This is a genomic window from Streptomyces enissocaesilis (assembly GCF_039533765.1).
Lineage (GTDB): Bacteria > Actinomycetota > Actinomycetes > Streptomycetales > Streptomycetaceae > Streptomyces > Streptomyces enissocaesilis.
This window is the reverse complement of sequence record NZ_BAAAUD010000047.1, coordinates 406,140-431,736: the sequence shown is the minus strand read 5'-3', so window position 1 is coordinate 431,736 and position 25,597 is coordinate 406,140. Positions and strand designations below refer to the sequence as shown.

Here is a 25,597-nt window from a genome sequence, read left to right as displayed (position 1 = left end):
GTCCGCCCTTGTCGGCCGGCCCTCGGTCGGTCGGCCGTCGCCGGTCGGTCCTTGTCAGCCGGGCCCGTCGGCCGCGGCCTGCTCCACCAGCGGGATGATCCGCAGGGGCACGGGATTTTCCATGACAATCGCCGTGGAGGCCCGCACGATGCCATCAAAGCCCACAACCCGGTCGATCACACGTTGGAGATCGGCGTTCGAGCGGGCGACGAGGCGGCAGAGCATGTCGCCGTGCCCCGTCGTCGTGTGCAGCTCCAGCACCTCCGGTACGGACGCCAGGTGCGCCCGTACGTCGGCGCCCTGGCCCTGTTTGATCTCCAGCGTCGCGAACGCCGTCACCGGATAGCCGAGCGCTGCCGGGTCGACGTCCGGACCGAATCCGCGGATGACTCCATTGGACTGAAGGCGGTCCATCCGCGCCTGCACGGTCCCGCGCGCCACCCCCAGGCGGCGCGACGCCTCCAGCACCCCGATCCGCGGCTCGCGCGCCAGCAGCACGATGAGCCGGCCGTCGAGTTCGTCGATACCGTCTGTGGACATGGGCCGCCCTGCTTCCCGACACCTCGTGCTGAGCCTGGTCATCCTGTACAGATCGCCCGGCCATTCTGGCGATCGGGTGGGCACATTGCCCAGTGTTTCAGCGAACTATTGCGCAGCTTGCGATACGGAGAGAGCCTGCCGCCATGACTGAGACCACGCAGCACACCACTCCCGGCACCGCGCGCGAGGCCGACCCCTTCCCGGTCAGGGGAATGGACGCGGTCGTCTTCGCCGTCGGCAACGCCAAGCAGGCCGCGCACTACTACTCGACCGCCTTCGGCATGAAGCTCGTCGCCTACTCCGGACCGGAGAACGGCAGCCGCGAGACCGCGAGTTACGTCCTGACGAACGGCGCCGCGCGCTTCGTCCTCACCTCCGTCATCAAGCCCTCCACCGACCGGGGCCGCTTCCTCGCCGACCACGTCGCCGAGCACGGCGACGGCGTCGTCGACCTCGCCATCGAGGTCCCGGACGCCCGCGCCGCGTACGCCTACGCCGTGGAGCACGGCGCGCGCGGCATCGAGGAGCCGCACGAGGTCAAGGACGAGCACGGCGTCGTCGTACTGGCCGCGATCGCGACGTACGGCAAGACCCGCCACACCCTCGTCGAGCGCTCGGGCTACGACGGCCCCTACCTGCCCGGCTTCGTCGCCGCCGACCCGGTCGTCGCGCCGCCGGCCAAGCGCACCTTCCAGGCCATCGACCACTGCGTCGGCAACGTCGAGCTCGGCAGGATGAACGAGTGGGTGGCCTTCTACAACAAGGTCATGGGCTTCACCAACATGAAGGAGTTCGTGGGCGACGACATCGCGACCGAGTACTCGGCGCTGATGTCGAAGGTGGTCGCGGACGGCACCCTGAAGGTGAAGTTCCCGATCAACGAGCCCGCGATCGCGAAGAAGAAGTCGCAGATCGACGAGTACCTGGAGTTCTACGGCGGCGCCGGCGTCCAGCACATCGCGCTCGCCACGAACGACATCGTCGCGACCGTGCGTTCCATGCGGGCGAACGGCGTCCAGTTCCTGGACACCCCCGACTCGTACTACGACACGCTCGGCGAGTGGGCGGGCGAGACGCGCGTACCCGTCGAGACGCTGCGCGAGCTGAGGATCCTCGTCGACCGCGACGAGGACGGCTACCTGCTCCAGATCTTCACCAAGCCGGTCCAGGACCGGCCGACCGTCTTCTTCGAGATGATCGAGCGGCACGGCTCGATGGGCTTCGGCAAGGGCAACTTCAAGGCCCTCTTCGAAGCGATCGAGCGGGAGCAGGAGAAGCGCGGAAACCTCTGATCCCTCGCTTCCTTCGCGCCCTTCGCGGCCCCACGCGCCCCTGCCCCGTGGGGCCGTGGGCCGCTATCGTGAGTCATGGCCATGACTAGTGTGAGTGCGAGCACGAGTGACGAGCGCATCGACCTGGCCGTGCCGTCGAAGCGGTGGCACTGGAAGAAGCCCCTCGGGCACACCACGGTCCTCCAGTCCTTCGCCTTCGACGACTCCCGGCAGCGGCTGTACGTCCTCCAGATGATGCAGGGCGGCATCAGACTCTCCGGCGAGCCGAAGGCGTACACCGGCACGGAGAGACGGCAGCGCGGCGACATGTGCCTCAACCAGCTCGACCTCAAGGGCGCCCGGCTCGGCCGCATGTACCTGCTGGGACACGGGCACGGCGTCGGCATGGGCGTCGAGCGGGACGCGGCCGGGGCGACCTGGATCTGGACGGAGACGGACGCGCGGGTCGCGGACTCCATGGCGTTCGGGCGCGGCATCACGCGGTTCCGGTTCGTGGACCGGCAGGTACGGCGCGGCTCGGCGGGACCGACCCGCCACCCGGTCGAGGGGTCCACCGCGAACCAGCCGTCCGTGGACATGAGCCGCAAGCGGATCGCCGTCCGCCATCGCATCGGCGGCAAGGTGCGCTACCGCGTCTTCTCGCTGGCCCACGCCGTCGCCGGTGACTTCTCGAAGCCCCTGCACGACTTCGCGCAGGCCGCCGCGCACCCCGAACCGGACATCGACTTCCAGGGCTTCGCGCTGTACGGCGACTACCTGTACCAGCTGGCCGGCGAACCGTACGGGCCGGCCAATCCCCCCTCCGGGCACGGCAACACGTACGTCTCCTGCATCGACATCCGCACCGGCGAGCCGGTCCAGCGGACCCGCACCGAGGCCGGCTACTCCCTCGACCACCGCGAACCGGAAGGCCTCGCGGTGCGGCGCACCGGCAAACCGCGGCTGTGCATGGGGTTCGCCTCGGGGGAGCCGGGGGCGCGCAGGTACTCCATCTACTACAAGCAGCACGCCTGAGCCGTCGGCGGGGGTGCCGTCGCTCCGGGGTGGTCGCGTTCGGCCCCCTGCGGGGAGCGCCCCGGCGCGGCGTCCTCTGCCGCCGTGGCAGGTGGGGCGGGGTCCGGTGTGCCCGGCGGCGGGGGTGTCGTGGTGTTCCCGGGGCGGGGGGCCGGTGCCGTGCCGGGGGTCTCCTCGGGTGTCGAACGTCCGGGTACGTCGGTGTGTCCGGGGCGGTTGCGTGGGCGCCCTGCGGAGAGCGCTCCGGCGCGTCCTCTCCTGCCACCGTGGCAGGTGAAGCGGTACTCAGCGTGCCCGGGGCGGGGCCGGCTCGTCAGGCGTCCGGCGGGGGGCGCCTCGCGGGGGCTCGCCCAGGGCGTTCAGCTCCTCGCGCGCCCGCGCGGCCGGCAGCGGCGAGAACGACGGGTTGATGCGCAGCGCCTCCTCCAAGTGGCGCCTGGCCGCACCGGACTTGCCCAGCTTCCGCTCGATCATCCCCAGGTGGTAGAAGAACCGCGCGTTGCGGGGACCCTGGTCCGTGGCCGTGAGGGCGTACTTCAGGGCCTCCCCGGTGTTCTTCTTGCCGCCCGCGCGGAACAGGGACCACGCCAGGGCGTCCGCGACGTACGCGTTCGGGTGCCGCTTCCACTCCGCCCGCAGCCGGCGGACCGCTGCCGAGGGGGCGCCGTGGTCCGCGTCGAGCTGCCCGAGCAGCAGCTCGTCGCCGCCGCCCCCGCGCTGCTCGGTCAGCGCCACCCGGGCCCGTACCAGCGCGTACTGCTCCTTCGCCTCGTCCTCGCGGCCCAGGGACTCCAGCAGTTCGCCGTACTCCAGACCGATGCCCGGGAGCGGCGTCTGCGCCAGCGCCACCAGGTAGTCGCCCTCCGCGTCGGCCGGGCGCGCCAGCGCCGCCATGACCCGGGCGCGGCCCGCCCTGGCCCGCGCGTAGCCGGGGTCCGTGCGCAGGGCCGCCTCGTAGTGGCGCAGGGCCTCGTCCGGCTCGCCGCGTTCCCACGCCAGCTCGCCCATGCCGTACAGCCCGGTCACCTTCTGGGCCGTGGAGTCCGCCAGCGCCGTCGCGTCGGACAGCGCCGCCGCCGCGTCCTCCCGCCAGCCCCGGTCGCGGTACACCTCCGCGGCGAGCCGTTGTGCCTGCGGGCCCGGGTGCAGCGCCTGGAGCTTCTTCACCGCCCCGGCGGCCGCCTTCTGGTCGCCCAGGTGGCGGTACGCGCCGATCAGGGCCGGGTACGCCGTCCATCGTCTCGGCGAGCGCTTGCGGACCTCCTCGCCCCACTTCCTCGCGGCGCGGTGGTCGCCGCGTGCGTGGGCGAGCGCCGCGAGACCGGCCACGGCGTCCGGATTCGCCTTCGGCCGTACGGACAGCGAGTGGCGCAGTGCCATCTCCGCGCGCGGGAAGTCCGCCGGGTCGGCCGTCCAGCGGCCCCGCTCCAGGTACGCGGAGCCGAGCACCGCCCAGGTGCTGTGGTCGTCGGGGTGCCCGCGCAGCCACGCCTCGCGGTCCCCGATGAGCGCGGTCAGGTCGGACGGCGAAGCCGGCACCCCGGCGCCCACGGCCTCGACGGCGGCCGCCGCACGCCCGACGGGACCCGGCACCGGCGGGGCCTCGTCCGGCGCCCCCGACGCGAAGACCCCTGCGACACCCGCGACCAGCACCGCCGTGCCCATGAGCACGGTGACCGGGAGCCGCCGCCGCTTCACCTGGTGTTCCGTCTCCATGGCGATCACTGTGCGCCCGTACGAAGAGCACATCCGGACGCGCGGAGTGGAACGCGGGCGGGTTCACACCGATGGCCCCGGGTGCCACGCTGGGACCATGGACGATCTTCTCGAACGACTACGCGCGGGCCTGCCGGCCGAGGCACTGATCACCGACGCGGACATCACGGCTTCGTACGCCCACGACATGGCCGGTTTCTGCGACGCCGGCGCCCCGGCCGTCGTCGCCCTGCCGCGCACCGCCGAGCAGGTCCAGCACATCATGCGCACGGCGACCGCGCTGCGGGTGCCGGTCGTGCCGCAGGGCGCGCGGACGGGGCTGTCCGGCGCCGCCAACGCGACCGACGGCTGCATCGTGCTGTCCCTGGTGAAGATGGACCGCATCCTGGAGATCAGCGCTGTCGACCGGATCGCCGTCGTCGAGCCGGGTGTGATCAACGCGGTGCTGTCGCGCGCCGTGGCCGAGAAGGGGCTCTCCTACCCGCCGGACCCGTCGAGTTGGGAGATGTGCACCATCGGCGGCAACATCGGCACGGCGTCGGGCGGGCTGTGCTGCGTGAAGTACGGCGTGACCGCCGAGTACGTCCTGGGCCTGGACGTCGTACTCGCCGACGGCCGCCTCCTGACCACCGGGCGGCGCACGGCCAAGGGCGTCGCGGGCTACGACCTGACGCGGCTCTTCGTCGGCTCCGAGGGCACCCTCGGCGTCGTCGTCAAGGCGGTCCTGGCGCTCAAGCCCGCCCCGCCGCAGCAGCTCGTCCTCGCCGCCGAGTTCCCGTCGGCCGCCGCCGCCTGCGACGCGGTCTGCGCGATCATGGCGCGGGGCCATGCCCCCTCGCTGCTCGAACTCATGGACCGTACGACCCTGCGCGCCGTCAACAACATGGCCGCCATGGGCCTCCCCGAGTCCACCGAGGCGCTCCTGCTCGCCGCCTTCGACACCCCCGACCCCGCCGCCGACCTCGCCGCCGTCGGCGCGCTGTGCACCGAGGCCGGCGCCACGGAAGTCGTCCCCGCCGAGGACGCCGCCGAGTCCGAACTGCTGCTGCGGGCGCGGCGGATGTCCCTCACCGCGCTGGAGGCGGTCAAGCCCGCCACGATGATCGACGACGTGTGCGTACCGCGCTCGAAGCTCGGCGCGATGCTGGAGGGGACCGCCGCCATCGCCGAGAAGTACGACCTCACCATCGGGGTCTGCGCGCACGCGGGCGACGGCAACACGCATCCGGTGGTGTGCTTCGACCATCTGGACGCGGACGAGTCGCGGCGTGCCCGCGAGTCCTTCGACGAGATCATGGCGCTCGGCCTGGAACTCGGCGGCACCATCACCGGCGAGCACGGAGTCGGCGTACTCAAGAAGGAGTGGCTGGCACGCGAACTCGGTCCGGTGGGAGTGGAGTTGCAGCGCGCCGTCAAGGCGGCCTTCGACCCGCTCGGCCTCCTCAATCCGGGCAAGCTCTTCTGAGGCTCCGGGCCCCGGACTTACGGCAAGGGAGCGGTGCCCGGGGTCCGCAGGTGCCGCGGGTCTCCCGCGGCACCCTGCGTTCCCGGCGCCCGACGGCCGCTCCGCCGGGTTCCCCACGCACCCGTACGCGAAAGCTTCCGGGGAGGCGGTGGAGACGACCGGAAAGGAGTGCTTCCAGCGGGACGGGCCCGGCGCGTCGCGGCGGTCTGATAGATGTGGACCTCGTCAACGAGGCCATCGACTAGATACGGGACACGGTGATGAGCGCCCCCACCCCGGCCAGCGGCGACGGCAGCCCCGCCCCTGGTTACTATCCCGACCCGTCCATCCCCGGTTACGTCCGGTTCTGGAACGGGGCCGCCTGGGTGCCCGGGACCAGCCGCCCCGCCCCGCCGGACAGCGAGTCCCCGCCGCCCGCGCCCGCCGCCACGCCCCCGGCCCCCTCCGTCGAGGAGACCGGCCCGGTCTTCTTCGACGAGGAGCCGGAGGGCGCGCACCTGCACGGCGGCGCCCCGGAACCGGCGTCGGCCTGGCAGGCGGACACGTCCCGCCAGACCGGCTTCGGCGGCGACCGCGACCGCCGGATCTCCTGGGGCTCCGCCCCGGCGCCCGCCGACTCGCCGGCCGCCCCCGGCGGCGGCCCGTCGGTTCAGGGCGGGGCGCCCGCTCCCGGCGGCTCCGGCGGTGCCCCCGGTCCCGGTGACGCGGCCGCTCCCGGACCCTCGTCGGACCCGCGCCGCGGGGGCGGCGGGGTCGACCTCCGTCGTACGGGCGGCTCCGCGCCGGAGCGGCCCGCCGAAGCGGGCGACCCGGCCCGGGCCGGCGGCGGGGAGGCCGGGAGACCGGCCTCCGGCGCCGACCCCAGCGGGGGCGCGCTCCCCGGCGTCCGTACGCCGCCTCCCACCGACGGCACCGTCACCATCCGCGCCGTGCGCCGGGACGGGGCGGAGTCCCCCCGGACGGCCCGGACCGACGGCACGATGGCCATCAGGACCATGACTCCGGGGGCGGGACAGGCCCAGGTTCCGGGCCGGACACAACCTCGGGCTCCGGGCCGGGAGCAGGCCGCCGGGCGAGCCGATGCCCAAGGACAGGGTCAGCAGCCGCAGCCGCAGCCGCAGCCGCAGCCGCAGCCGCAGCCGCAGCCGCAGCCGGGCCGGCCCCAGGCCCCTGGTCAGCCCCAGGTCCCTGGTCAGCCCCAGGTCCCTGTCCAGGGACAGGGCTCCGGTCAGGCACAGGTGCCGGTCCGGGCCGCCGGGCCGGGGCAGCCCGGTCACGCGCAGGGGCCGCAGGCCGCCGGTGCGGGGGCTCCCGTCGGGACTCCCGTCGCTTCCGGGGCCGGCGGCGGGGCCGCCTCGTGGGCGCAGCAGGTGCACCAGCTCGCGCAGCCGGACCAGGACGAGGCGGGCGCACCGCCCGTCGTGCCCTGGAAGCCGCCGGTCAGCGACCCGTTCCTGCGGGCCGCCCAGGCCCAGGCCGCGGCCAGGCCCGCCGGCCTCGCCAAGCGGCTGGCGGCGCGGCTGATCGACACGGTCCTCCTCGGTGCCGCGGTCGGCGCCGTCGCCGTACCCCTGGTGTCCGCCGCGCTCGCGCACATCGACGAGAAGATCGAGGCGGCGAAGCTCTCCGGCGAGACCGTGACCGTATGGCTGCTCGACGGAACGACCGCCGGGTACCTCGGCATCGTGCTCGGCGCGTACCTCGTCCTCGGAGTGGTGTACGAGACGCTGCCGACCGCCAAGTGGGGCCGTACGCTCGGCAAGAAGCTGTGCCGGATCCACGTGCGGGACATCGAGGCGCACGAGCCCCCGACGTTCGGCGCCGCGCTGCGCCGCTGGCTCGTGTACGGCGTGCTCGGCGTTCTCGCGGTCGGGGTCGTCAATGTCGCGTGGTGCCTGTTCGACCGCCCGTGGCGGCAGTGCTGGCACGACAAGGCGGCGCGCACGTTCGTGGCGGGGGACTGAGGGGCGGCCGGGTCCCCCGAACGGCACCCGACCGGATGCGGTCGGCGGGCGGGCGCGGTCGACTGCGGACATGAGCAACGATCAGCCGCCGCCCGGCCAGCCGCCCGATGACGACCCGTTCCGCAAGAAGCCGCCCCAAGATCCGCCGCCGTCGACGCCGCCACCCCCGTCCGGCGGCGGATCTCCCTACGGGGACCCGCCCTACGGTGGCGCCCCCTACGGCACCCCGCCCCCGCCCTACAGCGGCGGCGCCGCGGACCCGCTCGCCGGGATGCCGCCGCTCGCCCCCCTCGGCAAGCGCGTCGCGGCCCGCGTCGTGGACGCACTCGTCGTCGGTGTTCCGCTGGCTCTCGTCGGCTGGCTGCTCGGCATGTTCGACAGCTACAACAGCGACGACTGGGACGAGGTCTCCACTCAGATGTCCGGCGGCAAGTCGCTCGTCTGGCAGCTCGTCTCGATGGTCGTGTACATCGGCTACGACACCTACATGACGGCCAAGGACGGCCGGACCGTCGGCAAGCGGCTGATGAACCTGCGCGTCGCGATGCTCAACAGCGGCATGGTCCCGGAGACCAACGCGTCGCTGCTGCGCGCGGTGGTCCTGTGGGCGCCGGCCCTGATCTGCTGCTTCTGCCTGTGGTGGCTCGTCAACCTGGTGATGATCATGGTCGACAAGCCCTACAGGCAGGGGCTCCACGACAAGGCGGCCAAGACCGTGGTGGTCTCAACCGCGTAGCGAGTGCCCGCCGACCGCCGAGTGTGCCCGGGCCGCGTGGTCCACGGCGTCGGGGGCCGCTTCCGTGGCGGTCGTGTCGCCCGCGCGGGGCGCCGTGCGCTCCCTCTTGGGGGCCGGAACGGTCAGTGCGACCAGCACGCCCAGCGCGAGTGCCGCGAGGGCGATGACCGCGGCGCCGATGCCCGACGCGGTGCGGGACAACAGCAGCATGGCGAGGGTCGAGAAGACGACGGTGGCTGAGCCGTAGGCGAACTGTGCGGCAGTCGGACGCGGCATGGCGGTATCCGTCCTCGGAGCAGCAGATGGGGGTTCCTCAACCGGGTCGCACTTCGAGCGACTCTACGACGGTGAGTGCCCCCACGGAACCGGCAGTAAGCGTGACCTGACCCACGGTGCCGGTGCACCGGGGGCGCACGGAGTCATTCCGCATTCCGTCAGCCGGGATCGGCGCGCCCTCGAAGAAGCCTGATGACCGATCGAAAGTGTCCGGTATCCGGAACCGGGCGTCTGCATAGTGTACTTGAGCTGTTCAAGTCAAGACCTGTCTTTTCTTCAGCAACTCCGGTCGAATGTCGTCACTTGTGACGCGTGCCGCGCTCGGAACCCCTCACTCTCTTCCGTGCTGACGCGGCCGCAGGGGAGGACATCGTCAAGTGACCACCAGCAGAAGGCGGATCAGAGCCGCCGCGATCGTCGTGGCCATGGCCGCGACCGCCGCGACGGCATCCGCGTCCGCCACCGCCCAGGCCGACGACACGTCGCCGACCGCGGCCGGCATCGAGCGCCGCGACCCGGCGCCCGCCCAGGGGCATGTGGAGCACGACCTCGAAGGCCCGTTCAGCGAGCAGCAGGCGCGGGAGCGCAAAGCGGCGCTCGAACAGGTCATATCGGGCGACGCCACGGTACAGAAGCGCGGCGGCTCCAAGGTCGTGAAGCTCGACAGGGGCAAGTACGTCGAGCTGGGCCGGGAGAAGACCGACAAGATCTTCACGATCCTGGTGGAGTTCGGCGACAAGGTCGACGACACCACCCTGTTCGACCCGGACGGCGACGGACCGAAGCCGCCCGTCAAGAAGTACGGCGGCGAGCCCGGGCCCGCGCACAACCGGATAGAGGAGCCGGACCGCGCCGAGGACAACTCCACGGCCTGGCAGAAGGACTACGACCGGAAGCACTTCCAGGAGCTGTACTTCGGCGAGGGCAAGGGCAAGGACTCCCTCAAGACGTACTACGAGAAGACCTCCTCCGGCCGCTACTCGGTCGAGGGCGAGGTCTCCGACTGGGTCAAGGTCGACTACAACGAGGCCCGTTACGGCTCCAACTACTGCGGCGACTCCAACTGCGCCAACGTGTGGGACACCGTCCGCGACGGTGTGACCGCCTGGGCCGCCGACCAGAAGGCCAAGGGGAAGACGGACGCCGAGATCAAGGCGCAGCTCGCCGGTTACGACCAGTGGGACCGCTACGACTTCGACTCCGACGGCGACTTCAACGAGTCCGACGGCTACATCGACCACTTCCAGATCGTCCACGCGGGCGAGGACGAGTCGGCGGGCGGCGGCGCCCAGGGCGAGAACGCCCTGTGGGCGCACCGCTGGTACGCGTACGGCACCGACGCGGGCAGGACCGGCCCGGCCGGCAACCCGTCCGGAGGCACCCAGATCGGTGGGACCGGCATCTGGGTCGGCGACTACACCATGCAGCCGGAGAACGGCGGCCTCGGCGTCTTCGCCCACGAGTACGGCCACGACCTGGGCCTGCCCGACCTGTACGACACCTCGGGCAGGGGCGAGAACGGCGTCGGCTTCTGGTCGCTGATGTCCGCCGGCTCCTGGCTCGGCAAGGGCGAGAACGAGATCGGCGACCTGCCGGGCGACATGACCGCCTGGGACAAGTTCCAGCTGGGCTGGCTCGACTACGACAAGGCGAAGGCCGCGACGAAGTCGACCCACAAGCTGGGCGTCTCGGCGTACAACACCAAGAACCCGCAGGCACTCGTCGTCGAGCTGCCCGAGAAGTCCGTCACCACGCCCGTCGTGAAGCCCGCCGAGGGCTCCAAGCAGTGGTGGAGCGGCATGGGCGACGACCTCAAGAACACCCTGACCCGCTCCGTCGACCTCACCGGCAGGGCCGGGGCCGAGCTGTCGCTCCAGGGCTGGTGGGACATCGAGGCGAACTACGACTGGCTGTACGCCGAGGTCTCCACCGACGCCGGCCGGACGTGGACCGTCGTCGACGGCACGGCCGACGGCAAGGCGCTTCCGCGCGACGCCGCCGGCAAGCCGGGGCTGACCGGCGAGGGCGGCGCGTACAAGAAGCTCGCCTTCCCGCTGGACGCCTACGCGGGCAGGAAGATCGACCTGCGCTTCCGCTACCAGACGGACGGCGGCGCGGGCGGCAAGGGCTTCGCGGCCGACGCGATCACGGTCGGCGCCGACGGCGCCGTCCTCTTCACGGACGACGCCGAGGGCGACGACAACGGCTGGACCGCCAAGGGCTTCTCGCGCGTCGGCGCTTCCTTCACCGAGGACTACGCCCAGTACTACCTGGCCGAGAACCGCCAGTACGTGTCGTACGACAGGACGCTCGCGGTCGGCCCGTACAACTTCGGCTTCGCCGGAACCCGTCCCAGCTGGGTCGAGCACTACCCGTACCAGAACGGCCTGCTGATCTGGCAGTGGGACACCTCGCAGAAGGACAACAACACCAGCGCCCACCCGGGCAAGGGCCTGATCCTTCCGGTCGACGCGCACGCCGAGCCGCTGAAGTGGGCGGACGGCAAGCTCCTGAGGAACAAGATCCAGTCCTTCGACTCCACCTTCGGCCACTACCGCACGGACGGCTTCACGCTGCACAGCGCGGGCGTACCGCTGAAGCTGGCGTCGCAGAAGGGCGTCCCGGTCTTCGACGATCGCGAAGGGACGTACTGGTACGAGGAGAACCCGACCGGTGGTGTGAAGGTCACTGACACCAACACCAGGATCTCGGTCGCCGGCGAGCCCAGGAACGGCTCGACGGTCACCGTGAAGGTCGGTCCCTCGACCAAGTAGGGAGTTTTCCGGGGGGTGCCCCCAGATCCTCCGTATAACCGCAGGTCAGGACATGATCGGCCGTCGCCCTCTAGCGGGCGGCGGCCGATCGCGTTTAGATGCCTCTTGACCAGTTCTTATTGACACGACGTCTTATGGGGGATTGATCGGCATGTCCGGTGGAGGTTTCGTACGGCTGCCCGGCGGCAGTGTGGTGGTCGCTCTCACCCTGCCCAGCCCGGTGACCGACGGCCACAAGGTCCGCGTCCTGGTCCATTCCGTGAACCGGGCCCGCGCCCTGACGCGGCTGCGCAACCTCGGCCTGCGGGCGGTCTACCTGCGGGGCAACGCCCACCCGCCGACGCCGGACGAGATCACGGCGGTCCTGCACCACCCCGACGGCCTGCTGTGGCGCACGGCGCCGCAGGAGACCGTGGAGCTCTGGCACCCCATACGGGCCCTGCTCAGACCCGTACGCCCGGCCTGAGCCCGCACGGGCGGGAAACGGGAGACGGGGAAGCGGGGGGAAGCGCGGAAGGCAGCCGCCTAGACCACCGGCTTGCCCGACAGCTCCACGCCCGCCTCGCGCATCTCCTCCAGCGCCCGCTCCGTCGTCGCCTGCGAGACGCCCGCGGTCAGGTCGAGCAGCACATGCGTGGTGAAGCCCTCGCGGACCGCGTCCAGGGCCGTGGCCCGCACGCAGTGGTCCGTGGCGATGCCGACGACGTCCACCTCGGTGACACCGCGCTCCCGCAGCCAGTCGGCCGTCGCGACCCCGTTCTCGTCGACGCCTTCGAAGCCGCTGTACGCCGCCGCGTGGGCGCCCTTGTCGAACACGGCGGCGATGGCGCCCGAAGCGACGGCCGGCGCGAAGTTCGGGTGGAAGCCCACGCCCTCCGTACCGGCGACGCAGTGCACCGGCCAGGAGTGGACGTAGTCCGGGCTGGAGGAGAAGTGGTCCCCGGGGTCGACGTGGTGGTCGCGGGTGGCCACGACGTGGCGGTAGCCGGCCGGGGCCTGGCCGATCAGGTCGGTGATGGCGGCGGCGACCTCGGCGCCGCCCGCCACCGGGAGGCTGCCGCCCTCGCAGAAGTCGTTCTGGACGTCCACGACGATCAAGGCGCGGTGCATGGCGGGGCCCTTCGGTGGGGATCGGCGGCGGGTGTCCGCTGTGAAGCGATGGTTCGAGAGTAGGGATTTCAACGGTCCTGCGGCAGAGGGCCTTTGGCCGCCGGAGAGCCGGCGACGCCGCCGGCGGCCCGCCCTCCGGCCTTCCGCTTCCCGCTCACCCGGTGTTCATGCGTACTCGGTGGGGATCACCGGCTCGCCCCTCGACAGCTGCACCGCCGACATCGGCAGGCCCCCGCGCGCGGCGATGTGCCGCTCCCGTACGTCGTCGAGCGGCTCGCGCGCCACGACCCGGCCGCCCTTGACCAGCTCGACCTGGAGCTCCCGGCCGGCCAGCTCGGCGGGCAGGGGCCCGGTGCCGACGACCTCCGCCTCCGCGACGCCGTACGCGTCCGGCCGGCGCGCGGCCCACTTGCGGCCGCCGACCGAGCTCTTCCCGCCCAGCGACTTCTTCGCCACCGGCCGCAGCGGAGCCTTCGGGTCCGCCGAGTCGGCGCGGGCGACCAGCTTGTAGACCATGGAGGCGGTGGGGTGCCCGCTGCCGGTGACCAGCTGCGTGCCCACGCCGTACGCGTCCACCGGAGCCGCCGCCAGTGAGGCGATGGCGTACTCGTCGAGGTCGCTCGTCACCACGATCCTCGTCCCGGTGGCGCCCAGCTCGTCCAGCTGCTGGCGCACCCGGTGCGCGACCAGCAGCAGGTCGCCCGAGTCGATGCGGACCGCGCCGAGCCCCGTCCCCGCCACCTCGACGGCGCTGCGGACCGCCTCGGCGACGTCGTACGTGTCGACCAGCAGCGTCGTCCCGCTGCCGAGCGAGGCGACCTGCGCCCGGAAGGCGTCGCGCTCGCTGTCGTGCAGCAGGGTGAAGGCGTGCGCGCTGGTCCCGACGGTGGGGATGTTGTACCGGAAGCCGGCCGCCAGGTCCGAGGTGGAGGAGAAGCCGCCGACGTACGCGGCGCGCGCCGACGCGACGGCGGACAGCTCGTGCGTACGCCGGGCGCCCATCTCGATCAGCGGGCGGCCGCCCGCGGCGGCGGCCATCCGGGAGGCGGCGGCCGCGATGGCCGAGTCGTGGTTGAGGATCGAGAGGATCACGGTTTCGAGCAGCACGCACTCGGCGAAGCCGCCCTCGACCCGCAGGACCGGGGAGCCCGGGAAGTAGACCTCGCCCTCCGGGTAGCCCCAGATGTCGCCCGTGAAGCGGTACGAGGCGAGCCACTCCAGCGTCGGTTCGTCGACGATCGCGCGCTCCCGCAGGAAGCCCAGCACGCCCGTGTCGAAACGGAAGTTCTCCACGGCGTCCAGGACGCGCCCGGTGCCCGCCACGACGCCGTAGCGCCGCCCCTCGGGCAGTCTGCGGGTGAAGACCTCGAAGACGGAACGACGGTCGGCAGTGCCGGCCCTGAGGGCGGCCTGCACCATGGTGAACTCGTACTGGTCGGTGAAGAGCGCTGTCGACGGCACGTCCACCGGCAGCCCAAGGTCCGCAGTGTTCATGAGGGGATGCTACCCCCTCATCTCGTCAGAGTGACGATTTCTGGGTGGCCGTTTGTGCGGGGCCCGTCGGCGGGTGGCACCATGGGACGAGTGAGTACGGCTCCCGCAGAGATCGAACGCCCAGAGTCGGCCGAGGAAACCTCCGCCGTCCCCGAACCCGACGTCCCCTGGGTGACGCTGGTCCACAACGACCCCGTCAATCTCATGAGCTATGTCGCGTATGTCTTCCAGACCTATTTCGGCTATTCCAAGGACAAGGCGCACAAGCTGATGCTCGACGTCCACCACAAGGGCCGCGCGGTCGTCTCCAGCGGCAGCCGCGAGGAGATGGAGCGCGACGTGCAGGCGATGCACGGCTACGGGCTCTGGGCGACGCTCACGCAGGACCGCGGCTGATGGCCGGGCTCTTCGAGGGGACGGCGGACGGCGGCGTGGCCGTCGCGCTCGACGAGGTCGAGATCTCGATCCTGCGCAGTCTGGCCGTACAGCTGCTGGAGCTGGTCGGGCCCGGCGAGCAGCCTGTGGCGGGCGAGGACCCGCTGGCCGCGCTGTTCGCCGAGGGGCCCAGCGAGGCGCCGGCCGATCCCGCGCTGGCGCGGCTCTTCCCCGACGCGTACGGCGACCCGCAGGCCGGGCCCGGCGAGCAGGACGAGCGGCAGGTACGGGCCGATTCGGCCGAATTCAGGCGCTTCACGGAGAACGACCTGCGGACGCGCAAGCGCGAGGACGCCCTCGCGGTCGTGCGCAGCCTCGACGCGCCGGCCGCCACCGGTGAGGACGGTGCCGTGCTGAAGCTGAGCGGGGACGAATGCCGGCGCTGGCTCGGCACCCTCAACGACCTGCGGCTGACCATCGGCGCCCGCCTGGAGGTCACCGACGAGGACGAGGACGGCCGGCTCTACCGGCTGCCGGACTCCGACCCGCGCAAGCCGCTGGTGATGGCGTACCTGTGGCTCGGCGCGCTCCAGGAAAGCCTTGTCGAGACCATGATGCCCTGATTCGTCCGGACGAATGGATCAAGCCGTTCGCTTTCCGGCCGGACGTGTCCGAATAACGATCCTGTCACCGCCGCTGCGGTTATGCCCCGCAGTGGCGGTTTTTCCTTTTTGCGTGTGACCTGCGTCACCAACCAAACCCCGGTGGGCGTGGTAAGACTTCACGACTCCACTAAGGCACCACCCCTCGCCGACCCTGGAGAGCCGGTCACCCCGGCGCATGCACGACCAAGGCACCAAGGCGCCAAAGGTTCCCGTCCGAGGACCCGCGGGCCGCAAGTCGCCCACCGGACAACGGCGTTCGTTCAAAGAACCGCACTTCCGCTCGCCGCTCGCCGCGCCCTCCCACGCGTCGCAGCCATGCGCCATCGAGGTAGTCACCGTGTCACTCGACTCCATCACCACATCCGTCAACGAAGCCGTCAGCGGATTCTTCGAGCCCATAGCCACCTGGCTCAACGAAGTCGTCTTCTATTCCGTGTCCGTCGGCGGCGCGAAACTGCCCCTCATCGTCGCCTGGCTCGTCGTCGCCGGCCTGGTCTTCACCGGCTGGTTCGGACTCGTGCAGGTCCGCAAGTTCCGCCTCGCCCTCGACGTGGTGCGCGGGAAGTACGACGAGGAGGGGTCGGCCGGTGAGGTCAACCACTTCCAGGCCCTGACCGCCGCCGTCTCCGGCACCGTCGGTCTCGGCAACATCGCCGGTGTCGCCGTCGCCGTCTCCGTCGGCGGCCCCGGCGCCACCTTCTGGATGATCCTGTGCGGCCTGCTCGGCATGGCCACCAAGTTCGTCGAGGTCACGCTCGGTGTGAAGTACCGCGAGGTGCACGCCGACGGCACCGTCTCCGGCGGCCCGATGCACTACCTGCCCAAGGGGCTCGTCGACCGCTTCGGCGCCCGCGGCAAGACCCTCGGCAAGGTCCTGGCGGTCCTCGCCTCCTTCATGGTCCTCTTCTTCGGCCTCTTCGGCGGCAACCTCTTCCAGGTCAACCAGTCCTACGCCCAGCTGGTGTCCGTCACCGGTGGTGAGGGCGGCCTGGTGGGCTCGTCGGCCGGCGCCCTGTTCTTCGGCATCCTCGTCGCCGCGCTCGTCGGCATCGTGCTGCTCGGCGGCATCCGCTCCATCGCCAACGTCACGAGCAGGCTCGTCCCCGCCATGGCCGGCATCTACATCCTGGCCTGCCTGACCGTCATCCTGGTCCACGTCACCGCCGTCCCGGCCGCGGTCGGCGACATCATCGAGGGTGCGTTCAACCCCCAGGGTGTCGCGGGCGGTGTGATCGGCGCGCTGATCGTCGGCTTCCAGCGGGCCGCGTTCTCCAACGAGGCCGGCCTCGGCTCCGCGCCGATCGCCCACTCCGCGGTCAAGACCAAGCACCCCGCCAGCGAGGGCCTGGTCGCCCTGCTGGAGCCGTTCATCGACACCGTCATCATCTGCACCATGACCGCGCTGACCATCGTCATCGCCAAACCCGCCAGCTGGACCGAGGCCCGCGAGGGCAAGTCCATCGGCGGCGTCACGATCACCTCCGACGCCTTCGCCACGGTGATGCCCTGGTTCCCGTACATCCTCACCGTCGCGGTGATGCTGTTCGCCATCTCCACGGTGCTGACCTGGGGCTACTACGGCCTGAAGGCGTGGACGTACCTCTTCGGCCGCAGCAGGACGAGCGAGCTGACGTACAAGGTCCTCTACACCCTGTTCGCGATCGCCGGTTCGCTCCTCGCGCTGGAGACCCTGATCGACATGGCCGACGCCGTGCTCTTCATGCTCGCCGTCATCAACATCATCGGCCTCTACCTGCTCGCCCCGGTCGTCAAGCGGGAGCTCGCCTCCTTCCTGGCGTACGTGAAGACCAGGGAGGCCGGCGGCGACGTCGCGAAGGGCGCCGACGGGGACGAGGACAAGGCGCCGGTGAGCGCCGGCTGACGTTCCCCCAGCGGCTCACGGGCCCGTGCGCACCGGCTTCCGGTGCGCACGGGCCCGTTCTGCTTTCCCCGGGTGTTCTCTCAGCGAACACTCAAATCCGGATAACGATCCTGTCACCGAAGTGGCCTGTTCTGGCGGGTTAAGCGCCATTTCTCCGCCTCTCTCCGTGGTGTGCGCCACACAGGGCCCACTGGATCATGTGGACGATCGTGATAAATCTTCTCGATCGCCGGGGACGCCACCCATGTCCCCGGCGGCGCTCGGGCCGGCCGACCGCCGGTAGCACTCCATCCATATCCGGGGGGATCAGGACCTGATCCGCGGCCTCACCGCAGGCGCGGACCAGCGTGGAGAAAGGCGCGACACATCATGACCTCAGTGCAGGTCGACGAACAGCACGACGGCAGTGAGGCCGAGGGCGCGGCACCCGGCGAGGGGTACCAGCGCGGACTCGGCGCCCGCCAGATCCAGATGATCGCGATCGGCGGCGCCATCGGCACCGGCCTCTTCCTCGGCGCGGGCAAGGGCATCTCCATCGCCGGCCCCAGCCTGATCCTGGCCTACGCCATGGCGGGCCTGGTCATCTTCTTCATCATGCGGGCGCTCGGCGAGCTCCTCATGTACCGCCCGGTCTCCGGCTCCTTCTCCGAGTACGCCCGCGAGTTCGTCGGCCCCTTCGCGGGCTTCGTGACCGGCTGGACGTACTGGCTCTTCTGGGTCGTCACCGGCATCACCGAGGTCACCGCGGCCTCGGAGTACATGCAGTACTGGACCAAGAACACGGACGGCTGGACCGACCAGCCGCAGTGGGTCTTCGCCCTGGTCTTCACGGTCGCCCTCTTCTGCGTGAACCTGATCTCCGTCAAGCTCTTCGGCGAGCTGGAGTTCTGGTTCTCGATGGTCAAGGTGACCGCGATCGTCGGCATGATCCTGATCTGCGCCGGCATCCTCACCCTCGGCTTCTCCGACGCCGGCGACACCGCCTCGGTGACCCTGCTCTGGGACCAGGGCGGCTTCTTCCCCCACGGCATCGGCCAGACCGTGATGAGCCTCCAGCTGGTCATGTTCGCCTTCCTCGCCGTCGAGCTGGTCGGCGTCACCGCGGGCGAGGCCAAGGACCCGGAGACGGTCCTGCCCAAGGCCATCAACACCGTCCCGTGGCGCATCGCCGTCTTCTACGTCGGCGCGCTGATCATGATCCTGTCGGTCGTCCCGTGGACCCACTTCCAGCCGGGCGTCTCGCCGTTCGTGGCGGCCTTCGAGAAGATGGGTCTCGGCGTCGGCGCGGCCATCGTCAACTTCGTGGTCCTCACGGCCGCCCTGTCCTCCTGCAACTCGGGCATGTACTCCACCGGCCGCATGCTGCGCGACCTCGCGCTCAACGGCCAGGGCCCGAAGTTCTTCACCAGGCTGACCAGGAACGGCCTGCCCCTGGTGGGCACGGCCTTCTCCGCCGTCCTGATGCTGGCCGGCGTGTGGATCAACTACCAGTGGCCGGGCAAGGCGTTCAACTACGTCGTCTCCTTCGCGACCATCTCCGGCATGTGGGCCTGGATCATGATCCTGGTCAGCCAGATCCGCTACCGGGCCAAGTCCGACCGCGGCGAACTGCCGAAGTCCTCCTTCCGGGCCCCGGGAGCGCCGTACACGAGCTGGTTCGCCCTCCTCTTCATCGGCATGGTCGTCGTGATCATGGGCATCGGCGAGGACACGCGGATCCCGCTGTACTGCGCGCCCGTGTGGGCCCTGCTGCTCGGTGTCTCGTGGCTGATGCTCAAGAAGCGCGACACCGCGCAGAGTCTCCCGCCCCGGTCCTGACCTCCCCGGTCCAGCATGCGGTCCCGTCCGTACCACCCCTCGGTACGGGCGGGGCCCTTTGCTTATCCTGGGGCCCATGCTGACCCTTTCCCAGGCCCTGTACGACCAGATCGTCGCGCACGCCCGCGCCGACCACCCCGACGAGGCCTGCGGCGTGGTCGCGGGACCGGCCGGTTCCGGGCGCCCCGAGCGCTTCATCCCGATGCTGAACGCCGCCCGCTCGCCCACGTTCTACGAGTTCGACTCCTCGGACCTGCTCAAGCTCTACCGCGACATGGACGACCGGGACGAGGAGCCCGTGATCATCTACCACTCGCACACCGCCACCGAGGCCTACCCGTCGCGCACCGACATCAGCTACGCGAACGAGCCCGGCGCCCACTACGTCCTGGTCTCCACCGCCGACACGGACGACGCCGGCCCCTTCCAGTTCCGTTCGTTCCGCATCGTGGACGGCGTGATCACGGAGGAAGACGTCAAGGTCGAGGGGTAACCGCCGCCGGCCACGGCCGTACCGCGAAAGCGTGCGGCGTACGCGGACGGGGCCACCCCGAAGCGCCGGGCGAAGGCCCGGCGCGGGCTCTCGTCGCTGCCGGTGCCACTGCGCGCGGCCGCCCCGGTGACCCCGGCCCCGCCCTCCAGCAGGACGCGCGCCGCCTCCAGCCGTACGCCCTCCACGAACCCGGCGGGCGAGGTGCCCGTACGGTCCCGGAACGGCCGCGTCGGATGGCGTGCCGACACCCGCCCGGCGGGCCGTCGCCCGCAGGCTGCGGCCGGCCGCCGGATCGGCGACGACGGCGCCGAGCAGCGGACGCACCACCGGATCACGGGTCGGCGGCGTACGGGACGCGGCGGACCACCGCGACCGGCCGCCGGGCCGCTGGAGGAACACCACCAGGTCGATCACCCCCGAACCGGACACCGCCTTCGGCAACGTCAAGGCCGGCGTACGGGAGCACTTCGTGCCCGGATACGAGCGCGGCGACTTCGCCGAGACCGTCCAGGACTCCGCCCGGCCCGAGTGGGGCCGGCCAGAGCCCTGATGGGAGACTGGGCGCGACCCGGGCGGCAGGACCCAGGAAGCCGGTGCGAATCCGGCACGGTCCCGCCACTGTGACCAGGCATCAGCACGCCTGGAAGCCAGGAACTGACCTGCCGCCTTCCGCACCACCGACCAGGGGACGAGGAAATCCCCCGGAGGAGGCACCACCGTGTCCAGCCGCACCCGGCGTTCCCGCCGCGCACTCGTCGCCGCCACCGCCACCCTGCTCCCCCTCACCGCTTGCGGCACCGGGGCACCCGCGGACGGCGGCAACAAGCCCGGCCCCGCCGCGAAAGCGGCCCCCGGCTTCCCCTACACCGTCACCAACTGCGGTGTGAAGACGACGTACCAGGCACCCCCCACCCGCGTCGTCACCATGAACCAGCACGTCACCGAGGTGATGCTGGAACTCGGCCTCGCCAAGTCCCTCGCCGGGACCGCCTACCTCGACGACAAGGTGCTCCCCGCGTACGAGAAGGAGTACAAGGCCGCCCCGGTGCTGGCCGAGGAGTACCCCTCGTACGAGAAGCTGCTCGCCGCCAACCCCGACTTCGTGTACGGCGGTTACGCGTCCGCCTTCGCCGCCGGCGACGGCCGGAGCCGCGAGGCACTGAAGAAGTCCGGCATCGACTCCCGTCTCAACGTGGAGTCCTGCCCCGGCGCCGGCCGGACGACCATGGACGACCTCTACCGGGAAATCCGCGAGGTCGGCCGCACCTTCGGCATCGGCGACCGCGCCGAACGCTGGATCGACCGGGCCGAGGCGAGGGCCGCCGCCACCGGGAAGAAGCTGAAGGACACCCGCCCCGTCCCCGTCTTCGTCTACGACAGCGGCGACAAAACCGCCTTCACCGTCGGCGGCGCCGGCATCGGCAACGAAATGATCACCCGTGCGGGCGGCAGGAACGTCTTCGCCGACCTCCCCAAGGCATTCGGCGACGCCTCCTGGGAGAGCGTCGTCGACCGCCGGCCCGAGGTGATCCTCATCGTCGACTACGGCGCCACCACCGTCGCCCAGAAGAAGAAGCGCCTGCTCGAAGACCCGGCCCTCGCCGACGTCCCCGCCATCAAGAACAAGCGCTTCGCCGTCCTGCCGCTCTCCGACATGGTCCTCGGCGTACGGGCGCCCGCCGCCGTCGACACCCTCGCGCGCCGGCTCCACACCGAGCCCGGGAAGTAGCGGACGCCGTGAGCTGCAAGACCCCCGCCGCCCGCGGGCGGCTGCGCCACGCCCTGGTCCTCACCGCGCTCGCCGCCCTGCTCGCCGGGGCGGCCGTCGCCGGACTCGCCCTGGGGTCGGTACGGATCCCGGCCGGCCAGGTCCTGGACATCGTCACCGGCTCCGCCGGGCCCGGCCCGTACCGCACGATCGTCCTCGACGTACGGCTGCCGCGCGTCCTGCTCGGTGCCGTCGTCGGCGCCGGGCTCGCCGTCATCGGCACCGTCCTCCAGGCCCTCGTGCGCAACCCCCTCGCCGACCCCTTCCTCCTCGGCGTCTCCTCCGGCGCCTCGGTCGGCGCGGTCGGCGTCATCGTGCTCGGCATCGGCGCGGGCCTCGCCACCACCGTCACCGTCCCGCTCGCCGCCTTCGCGGGCGCGCTCGGCTCCCTGGTCCTCGTGTACGGGCTCGCGCGCGGCGGCGGCGCCCTGACCACCGGACGCCTCGTCCTCGCCGGAGTCGCCGTCTCCTACATCCTGTCCGCCCTGACCAGCCTGATTCTGGTCACCTCGGCCCGCGCCGACCACCTCAAGGAGATCCTCCACTGGACCCTCGGCGGCCTCGGCAGCGCCCGCTGGGACATGCTCGCGCTCCCCGCCGGCGTCCTGGCCGCCGGCACGGCCGCCCTCCTCACCCTCGCCCGCCCCCTCGACCTCCTCCTGGCGGGGGAGGAGGGCGCCACCGCCCTCGGCCTCGACACCGGCCGCTTCCGCGCCGCCGTCTTCGTCCTGGCCTCGCTGCTCACCGGCGTCCTCGTCGCCTTCAGCGGCGCGATCGGCTTCATCGGCCTGATGGTCCCGCACGCCGCCCGGCTGGCCGTCGGCGCCGGACACCGCAGACTGCTGCCCGTCGCCGCACTCGGCGGGGCGCTCTTCCTGGTCGTGGCCGACCTGGCCGCCCGTACCGTCGCCGCGCCCCAGGACGTCCCCGTCGGCGTACTCACCGCCCTCACCGGCGGCCCGTTCTTCCTGTGGATGCTGCGCCGCCGCCCCGAAGGAGCCCCCGCATGACGACCCTCACCGCGGAAGACCTCTCGTACGGCACCGGAGGCCGCCACCTCGTCGACGGCGTCACCCTCACCGCCGCCGACGGCGAGACCGTCGGCCTGGTCGGCCCCAACGGCAGCGGCAAGACGACCCTCCTGCGCTGCGTGTACGGAACGCTGCGCCCCACCCACGGCCGCGTCCTCCTCGACGGCGACGACCTGCACACCATGAGCGCCAGGGCCCGCGCCCGGCGCATCGCGACCGTCCCGCAGGACGGCCGGGCCGACTTCGAACTGACCGTCCGCGAAGTCGTCGCCATGGGCCGCTCGCCGCACAAACGCTTCTGGGAACAGGACACGGAAACCGACGCGGACCTCGTACGCACGGCCCTCGCCCGGGTCGGCGTCGCGGACCTCGCCGAGCGCGGCTTCCCGTCCCTCTCCGGCGGCGAACGCCAGCGGACCCTGATGGCGCGCGCCCTGGTCCAGCAGCCCGCCCTCGTCGTACTCGACGAACCGACCAACCACCTGGACATCCGCTACCAGCTGGAAATCCTCAGCCTGGTCCGCGACTTGGGCACCACCAACCTCCTCGCCCTGCACGACCTGAACCTCGCCGCGTACTACTGCGACCGCATCTACGTCCTGGACGGCGGCCGCGTCGTCGCCTCCGGCCCCCCGCAAGAGGTCCTCACAGCCGGCCTCCTGCGCACCGTCTACGGCGTATCGGCCGAGGTCAGCACCCATCCGACGACCGGCGTCCCGACCGTCGTCTACCTCCCGCCGCCCGGACTCCGTCCATCTGTCGAACGCTTTCCGACCACCATGTGAGATCACATGCCGGGAAAGGGGCCGGGAATCTATACGATGACCGCATGGTTCCCCACGACGTGAGCGAGACGACGCCGAGCACCGTGCTGCTCGTGGCGCGCCTGCACGTCGACCTGTGCCGGCTCGCCAGCGCGATCTGTACGGCCGCCGCCTGAGCCGCGGGCCCCATCGAGCACACGCACGCCCCTGCGCGGGGGACTGACTGCCGCGCGCCTTTCACGCCACCCTCCTGACAGGAGTCGAAAGCCATGGCCATCGAGGTCCGCATCCCGACCATCCTCCGCACCTACACCGACGGCGCCAAGGCCGTCGAAGGCAACGGCGACACCCTCGCCGGTCTCTTCGCGGACCTGGAGTCCCGCCACACCGGCATCCAGGAGCGCATCGTCGAGGGCGGCCAGCTGCGCCGCTTCGTCAACGTCTACCTCAACGACGAGGACGTCCGCTTCCTCGACGGCATCGACACCAAGCTCGCCGACGGCGACAGCATCACCATCCTCCCGGCCGTCGCCGGCGGCATGGTCTGATGCGGTACGACTCCCCGCTGGCGGCGGTCGGCAACACGCCGCTCGTCCGCCTCCCGCGGCTGTCCCCCTCCGACGACGTCCGCATCTGGGCCAAGCTGGAGGACCGCAACCCCACCGGTTCGATCAAGGACCGCCCCGCGCTCCACATGGTCGAACAGGCCGAGAAGGACGGCCGGTTGACGCCCGGCTGCACCATCCTGGAGCCCACCAGCGGCAACACCGGCATCTCCCTCGCGATGGCGGCCCGCCTCAAGGGCTACGACATCGTGTGCGTCATGCCGGAGAACACCTCCCAGGAACGGCGCGACCTGCTCGCCATGTGGGGCGCGAGGATCATCTCGTCCCCGGCCGCGGGCGGCTCCAACACAGCCGTACGGGTCGCCAAGGAGCTCTCCGCGGAGAACCCCTCCTGGGTGATGCTCTACCAGTACGGCAACCCGGACAATGCCGGAGCGCACTACGCCACCACCGGCCCGGAGATCCTCACCGACCTCCCGTCCATCACCCACTTCGTGGCGGGCCTGGGCACCACGGGCACGCTCATGGGCGTGGGCCGCTACCTGCGCGAACACAAGCCGGACATCACGATCGTCGCAGCCGAGCCGCGCTACGACGACCTGGTCTACGGCCTGCGCAACCTCGACGAGGGCTTCGTCCCCGAGCTGTACGACGCCTCCGTCCTCACCACCCGCTTCTCCGTCGGCTCGGCCGACGCGGTGACGCGCACCCGCGAACTCCTCCAGCAGGAAGGAATCTTCGCGGGCGTCTCCACGGGGGCGGCGCTGCACGCGGCGATCGGCATGGGCAAGAAGGCGGTCAAGGCGGGCGAGCAGGCGGACATCGTGTTCGTCGTCGCGGACGGCGGCTGGAAGTACCTGTCCACGGGCGTCTACACGGCCCCGACGACCGAGGCGGCGATCGAAACCCTCCAGGGCCAGCTCTGGGCGTAACGGGGCCCCGCCTCCGCCCTCCGGACCCCGGTCCTCCATCTCCCCCAGGCTCCGTCCGGGGGACCCCGGCGGGCTGAAAACTCAGCCCGTCCGGTGATCGAGGACACGCCCGGAGGGCGTCCGGAGTCCGGGGCCCGCCCCGGTCCGGGGAGGGGCGGACAAGGGGAAAGGCCCCGCGCCGCGGTCCGCCGGCCCGGGCCGCACCTCACCGCGCCAGGTGCCGGCTCACCGCGCCAGGTGCCGGACCTGCGCCCAGACCCCGGGATCCGCGATCCCCACCCGGCGCCGGAACCCCCGCACCCCCACCTCCCGCAGCTCGTCCGTCTCCAGGAAGCTCGGCCGCCCCCGCGCGTCCCCGACCGCCCCCGGCGGCAACACGATCACCCCGGGCCGCTCGTCGTGGAACTTGCTGGTGATCTTCGCGATCAGGGCGCTGTCCCCCCGTACGGACAACACCAGACAGGGCCGGTCCTTCGACCCCGGCCCGTCCTCGTACGGCACGTCCGCCCACCAGATCTCACCCGCCCGCGGCCCCCGCTCCGGCCCGCGCCGACCGGGCCCGCGAGCCCCGCGCGGCCCCTTCGGGGGACGCGTACGCCCCTCAGTACGTCCGTCGGCACGCCCGTTCGTACGCTCATCCGCACGCCCGCCCGAACGCCCCCGCGCACGCCCGCCCGGCCGCCGCCCGCGCCCCCATCCGTCGACGAGAGCCGCCACCAGCGCGAGCACCACGACGGCGACCAGCGCCACCCACCACGACGTGTCCATACCGTCGACGGTACCGGCGCACCGCCCGGCGCGCGCTCCGCCCGAACCAGTGACAGTGCAGGTGAGTTCCCCCACAACCCCCCGCCATCGAGGAGCGACCGGGACTTTCGCGCCTTACGCTCGACGCACCTGAACCCGCACGAACCCTCCCCGT

At 71.6% G+C, this 25,597-nt stretch carries 26 protein-coding genes and 1 riboswitch; of the genes, 19 read left to right on the top strand and 7 right to left on the bottom strand.

Annotated elements, in window-relative coordinates:
- Nucleotides 1-54: 54 nt before the first annotated feature.
- Entirely contained in the window at nt 55-540 is a 486-nt protein-coding gene (locus ABD374_RS24435) for an Lrp/AsnC family transcriptional regulator (protein WP_344497724.1), read from the bottom strand.
- Between the two features lie 143 nt (nt 541-683).
- Between ABD374_RS24435 and hppD the strand changes: the two genes are divergently transcribed.
- On the top strand, nt 684-1,832 hold the full coding sequence (hppD, locus tag ABD374_RS24430; protein ID WP_344497723.1) for a 4-hydroxyphenylpyruvate dioxygenase: 1,149 nt from the start codon (nt 684-686) through the stop codon (nt 1,830-1,832).
- An 81-nt stretch (nt 1,833-1,913) separates the two neighbouring features.
- Nucleotides 1,914-2,846, top strand: coding sequence for a phage baseplate protein (locus ABD374_RS24425; protein WP_344497722.1), 933 nt, complete (start codon nt 1,914-1,916; stop codon nt 2,844-2,846).
- Nucleotides 2,847-3,131: 285 nt separating this feature from the next.
- Here ABD374_RS24425 and ABD374_RS24420 read toward each other — a convergent pair whose 3' ends face one another.
- A complete protein-coding gene (locus ABD374_RS24420) occupies nt 3,132-4,562 on the bottom strand; it encodes a tetratricopeptide repeat protein (RefSeq protein WP_344497721.1) in 1,431 nt (476 codons plus the stop codon).
- 97 nt (nt 4,563-4,659) lie between these two features.
- Between ABD374_RS24420 and ABD374_RS24415 the strand changes: the two genes are divergently transcribed.
- The 3 genes from ABD374_RS24415 (at nt 4,660) to ABD374_RS24405 (ending at nt 8,727) form a co-directional block, all read left to right on the top strand.
- On the top strand, nt 4,660-6,027 hold the full coding sequence (locus ABD374_RS24415; protein ID WP_344497720.1) for an FAD-binding oxidoreductase: 1,368 nt from the start codon (nt 4,660-4,662) through the stop codon (nt 6,025-6,027).
- A 260-nt stretch (nt 6,028-6,287) separates the two neighbouring features.
- Nucleotides 6,288-7,991, top strand: a complete 1,704-nt coding sequence (locus tag ABD374_RS24410; protein WP_344497719.1) for an RDD family protein — start codon at nt 6,288-6,290, stop codon at nt 7,989-7,991.
- A 70-nt stretch (nt 7,992-8,061) separates the two neighbouring features.
- On the top strand, nt 8,062-8,727 hold the full coding sequence (locus ABD374_RS24405; protein WP_344497718.1) for an RDD family protein: 666 nt from the start codon (nt 8,062-8,064) through the stop codon (nt 8,725-8,727).
- Here ABD374_RS24405 and ABD374_RS24400 read toward each other — a convergent pair.
- Complete coding sequence (locus tag ABD374_RS24400) at nt 8,716-9,003, bottom strand: hypothetical protein (RefSeq protein ID WP_344497717.1); 288 nt, start codon at nt 9,001-9,003, stop codon at nt 8,716-8,718. The two genes, ABD374_RS24405 and ABD374_RS24400, sit on opposite strands and share 12 nt — an antisense overlap.
- A gap of 377 nt (nt 9,004-9,380) precedes the next feature.
- Between ABD374_RS24400 and ABD374_RS24395 the strand changes: the two genes are divergently transcribed.
- Both ABD374_RS24395 and ABD374_RS24390 read left to right on the top strand, forming a co-directional pair.
- The gene (locus tag ABD374_RS24395; protein ID WP_344497716.1) at nt 9,381-11,777 is read left to right on the top strand and encodes an immune inhibitor A domain-containing protein; all 2,397 of its coding nucleotides are present in this window, start codon (nt 9,381-9,383) and stop codon (nt 11,775-11,777) included.
- A gap of 151 nt (nt 11,778-11,928) precedes the next feature.
- A complete protein-coding gene (locus ABD374_RS24390; protein WP_093800654.1) occupies nt 11,929-12,243 on the top strand; it encodes a hypothetical protein in 315 nt (104 codons plus the stop codon).
- 59 nt (nt 12,244-12,302) lie between these two features.
- Here the strand turns inward: ABD374_RS24390 and ABD374_RS24385 are convergent, their stop codons facing one another.
- Nucleotides 12,303-12,887, bottom strand: coding sequence for an isochorismatase family protein (locus tag ABD374_RS24385; RefSeq protein WP_344497715.1), 585 nt, complete (start codon nt 12,885-12,887; stop codon nt 12,303-12,305).
- 165 nt (nt 12,888-13,052) lie between these two features.
- Nucleotides 13,053-14,381, bottom strand: coding sequence for a nicotinate phosphoribosyltransferase (locus tag ABD374_RS24380; RefSeq protein WP_344497714.1), 1,329 nt, complete (start codon nt 14,379-14,381; stop codon nt 13,053-13,055).
- Between the two features lie 81 nt (nt 14,382-14,462).
- Between ABD374_RS24380 and clpS the strand changes: the two genes are divergently transcribed.
- From clpS to ABD374_RS24355, 5 genes are all read left to right on the top strand, one after another.
- On the top strand, nt 14,463-14,777 hold the full coding sequence (gene clpS, locus ABD374_RS24375; protein WP_344497713.1) for an ATP-dependent Clp protease adapter ClpS: 315 nt from the start codon (nt 14,463-14,465) through the stop codon (nt 14,775-14,777).
- Nucleotides 14,777-15,379, top strand: coding sequence for a DUF2017 domain-containing protein (locus ABD374_RS24370; protein WP_344497712.1), 603 nt, complete (start codon nt 14,777-14,779; stop codon nt 15,377-15,379). Before clpS ends, ABD374_RS24370 begins: the two co-directional genes overlap by 1 nt.
- Nucleotides 15,380-15,758: 379 nt before the next feature.
- Complete coding sequence (locus tag ABD374_RS24365; protein ID WP_344497711.1) at nt 15,759-17,303, top strand: alanine/glycine:cation symporter family protein; 1,545 nt, start codon at nt 15,759-15,761, stop codon at nt 17,301-17,303.
- Nucleotides 17,304-17,672: 369 nt separating this feature from the next.
- On the top strand, nt 17,673-19,121 hold the full coding sequence (locus tag ABD374_RS24360) for an amino acid permease (RefSeq protein ID WP_344497710.1): 1,449 nt from the start codon (nt 17,673-17,675) through the stop codon (nt 19,119-19,121).
- A gap of 76 nt (nt 19,122-19,197) precedes the next feature.
- Nucleotides 19,198-19,614 carry a M67 family metallopeptidase gene (locus ABD374_RS24355; protein WP_344497709.1) on the top strand — a complete coding sequence of 139 codons (417 nt, stop codon included), beginning with the start codon at nt 19,198-19,200 and terminating at the stop codon, nt 19,612-19,614.
- On the opposite strand, the gene ABD374_RS34725 is transcribed toward ABD374_RS24355, so the two are convergent.
- Nucleotides 19,503-19,862 (bottom strand): helix-turn-helix domain-containing protein, encoded by a 360-nt coding sequence (locus tag ABD374_RS34725; RefSeq protein WP_425577331.1) that lies wholly within the window; start codon nt 19,860-19,862, stop codon nt 19,503-19,505. The two genes, ABD374_RS24355 and ABD374_RS34725, sit on opposite strands and share 112 nt — an antisense overlap.
- On the opposite strand from ABD374_RS34725, the gene ABD374_RS24350 reads away from it, so the two are divergent.
- From ABD374_RS24350 to ABD374_RS24320, 7 genes are all read left to right on the top strand, one after another.
- The gene (locus ABD374_RS24350) at nt 19,853-20,164 is read left to right on the top strand and encodes a hypothetical protein (protein WP_344497806.1); all 312 of its coding nucleotides are present in this window, start codon (nt 19,853-19,855) and stop codon (nt 20,162-20,164) included. The two genes, ABD374_RS34725 and ABD374_RS24350, sit on opposite strands and share 10 nt — an antisense overlap.
- A riboswitch (cobalamin riboswitch) is annotated at nt 20,156-20,291 on the top strand. Its footprint overlaps the gene before it by 9 nt.
- Nucleotides 20,292-20,332: 41 nt before the next feature.
- Complete coding sequence (locus ABD374_RS24345) at nt 20,333-21,343, top strand: ABC transporter substrate-binding protein (RefSeq protein ID WP_344497708.1); 1,011 nt, start codon at nt 20,333-20,335, stop codon at nt 21,341-21,343.
- Between the two features lie 8 nt (nt 21,344-21,351).
- The gene (locus ABD374_RS24340) at nt 21,352-22,392 is read left to right on the top strand and encodes a FecCD family ABC transporter permease (RefSeq protein WP_344497707.1); all 1,041 of its coding nucleotides are present in this window, start codon (nt 21,352-21,354) and stop codon (nt 22,390-22,392) included.
- Complete coding sequence (locus ABD374_RS24335) at nt 22,389-23,198, top strand: ABC transporter ATP-binding protein (protein ID WP_344497706.1); 810 nt, start codon at nt 22,389-22,391, stop codon at nt 23,196-23,198. The genes ABD374_RS24340 and ABD374_RS24335 overlap by 4 nt, the downstream gene beginning before the upstream one ends.
- Nucleotides 23,199-23,242: 44 nt before the next feature.
- Complete coding sequence (locus ABD374_RS24330; RefSeq protein WP_344497705.1) at nt 23,243-23,353, top strand: putative leader peptide; 111 nt, start codon at nt 23,243-23,245, stop codon at nt 23,351-23,353.
- A 93-nt stretch (nt 23,354-23,446) separates the two neighbouring features.
- Nucleotides 23,447-23,725 (top strand): MoaD/ThiS family protein, encoded by a 279-nt coding sequence (locus ABD374_RS24325; protein ID WP_344497704.1) that lies wholly within the window; start codon nt 23,447-23,449, stop codon nt 23,723-23,725.
- Nucleotides 23,725-24,675, top strand: a complete 951-nt coding sequence (locus ABD374_RS24320; RefSeq protein WP_344497703.1) for a PLP-dependent cysteine synthase family protein — start codon at nt 23,725-23,727, stop codon at nt 24,673-24,675. Before ABD374_RS24325 ends, ABD374_RS24320 begins: the two co-directional genes overlap by 1 nt.
- A gap of 225 nt (nt 24,676-24,900) precedes the next feature.
- Here the strand turns inward: ABD374_RS24320 and ABD374_RS24315 are convergent, their stop codons facing one another.
- Nucleotides 24,901-25,443 (bottom strand): type II toxin-antitoxin system PemK/MazF family toxin, encoded by a 543-nt coding sequence (locus ABD374_RS24315; protein WP_344497702.1) that lies wholly within the window; start codon nt 25,441-25,443, stop codon nt 24,901-24,903.
- Nucleotides 25,444-25,597: the final 154 nt, after the last annotated feature.

Excerpts from the sequence above, each read along its gene's own strand:
- ABD374_RS24400 (WP_344497717.1), bottom strand. The coding sequence starts at position 9,003 with ATGCCGCGTCCGACTGCCGCACAGTTCGCCTACGGCTCAGCCACCGTC.
- ABD374_RS24435 (WP_344497724.1), bottom strand. The coding sequence starts at position 540 with ATGTCCACAGACGGTATCGACGAACTCGACGGCCGGCTCATCGTGCTG.
- ABD374_RS24425 (WP_344497722.1), top strand. The coding sequence starts at position 1,914 with ATGACTAGTGTGAGTGCGAGCACGAGTGACGAGCGCATCGACCTGGCC.
- ABD374_RS24420 (WP_344497721.1), bottom strand. The coding sequence starts at position 4,562 with ATGGAGACGGAACACCAGGTGAAGCGGCGGCGGCTCCCGGTCACCGTG.
- ABD374_RS24415 (WP_344497720.1), top strand. The coding sequence starts at position 4,660 with ATGGACGATCTTCTCGAACGACTACGCGCGGGCCTGCCGGCCGAGGCA.
- ABD374_RS24370 (WP_344497712.1), top strand. The coding sequence starts at position 14,777 with ATGGCCGGGCTCTTCGAGGGGACGGCGGACGGCGGCGTGGCCGTCGCG.
- ABD374_RS24385 (WP_344497715.1), bottom strand. The coding sequence starts at position 12,887 with ATGCACCGCGCCTTGATCGTCGTGGACGTCCAGAACGACTTCTGCGAG.
- ABD374_RS24315 (WP_344497702.1), bottom strand. The coding sequence starts at position 25,443 with ATGGACACGTCGTGGTGGGTGGCGCTGGTCGCCGTCGTGGTGCTCGCG.
- clpS (WP_344497713.1), top strand. The coding sequence starts at position 14,463 with ATGGGACGAGTGAGTACGGCTCCCGCAGAGATCGAACGCCCAGAGTCG.
- ABD374_RS24380 (WP_344497714.1), bottom strand. The coding sequence starts at position 14,381 with ATGAACACTGCGGACCTTGGGCTGCCGGTGGACGTGCCGTCGACAGCG.
- hppD (WP_344497723.1), top strand. The coding sequence starts at position 684 with ATGACTGAGACCACGCAGCACACCACTCCCGGCACCGCGCGCGAGGCC.
- ABD374_RS24390 (WP_093800654.1), top strand. The coding sequence starts at position 11,929 with ATGTCCGGTGGAGGTTTCGTACGGCTGCCCGGCGGCAGTGTGGTGGTC.
- ABD374_RS24325 (WP_344497704.1), top strand. The coding sequence starts at position 23,447 with ATGGCCATCGAGGTCCGCATCCCGACCATCCTCCGCACCTACACCGAC.
- ABD374_RS24405 (WP_344497718.1), top strand. The coding sequence starts at position 8,062 with ATGAGCAACGATCAGCCGCCGCCCGGCCAGCCGCCCGATGACGACCCG.
- ABD374_RS24410 (WP_344497719.1), top strand. The coding sequence starts at position 6,288 with ATGAGCGCCCCCACCCCGGCCAGCGGCGACGGCAGCCCCGCCCCTGGT.
- ABD374_RS24355 (WP_344497709.1), top strand. The coding sequence starts at position 19,198 with ATGCTGACCCTTTCCCAGGCCCTGTACGACCAGATCGTCGCGCACGCC.
- ABD374_RS24360 (WP_344497710.1), top strand. The coding sequence starts at position 17,673 with ATGACCTCAGTGCAGGTCGACGAACAGCACGACGGCAGTGAGGCCGAG.
- ABD374_RS24320 (WP_344497703.1), top strand. The coding sequence starts at position 23,725 with ATGCGGTACGACTCCCCGCTGGCGGCGGTCGGCAACACGCCGCTCGTC.
- ABD374_RS24330 (WP_344497705.1), top strand. The coding sequence starts at position 23,243 with ATGGTTCCCCACGACGTGAGCGAGACGACGCCGAGCACCGTGCTGCTC.
- ABD374_RS24335 (WP_344497706.1), top strand. The coding sequence starts at position 22,389 with ATGACGACCCTCACCGCGGAAGACCTCTCGTACGGCACCGGAGGCCGC.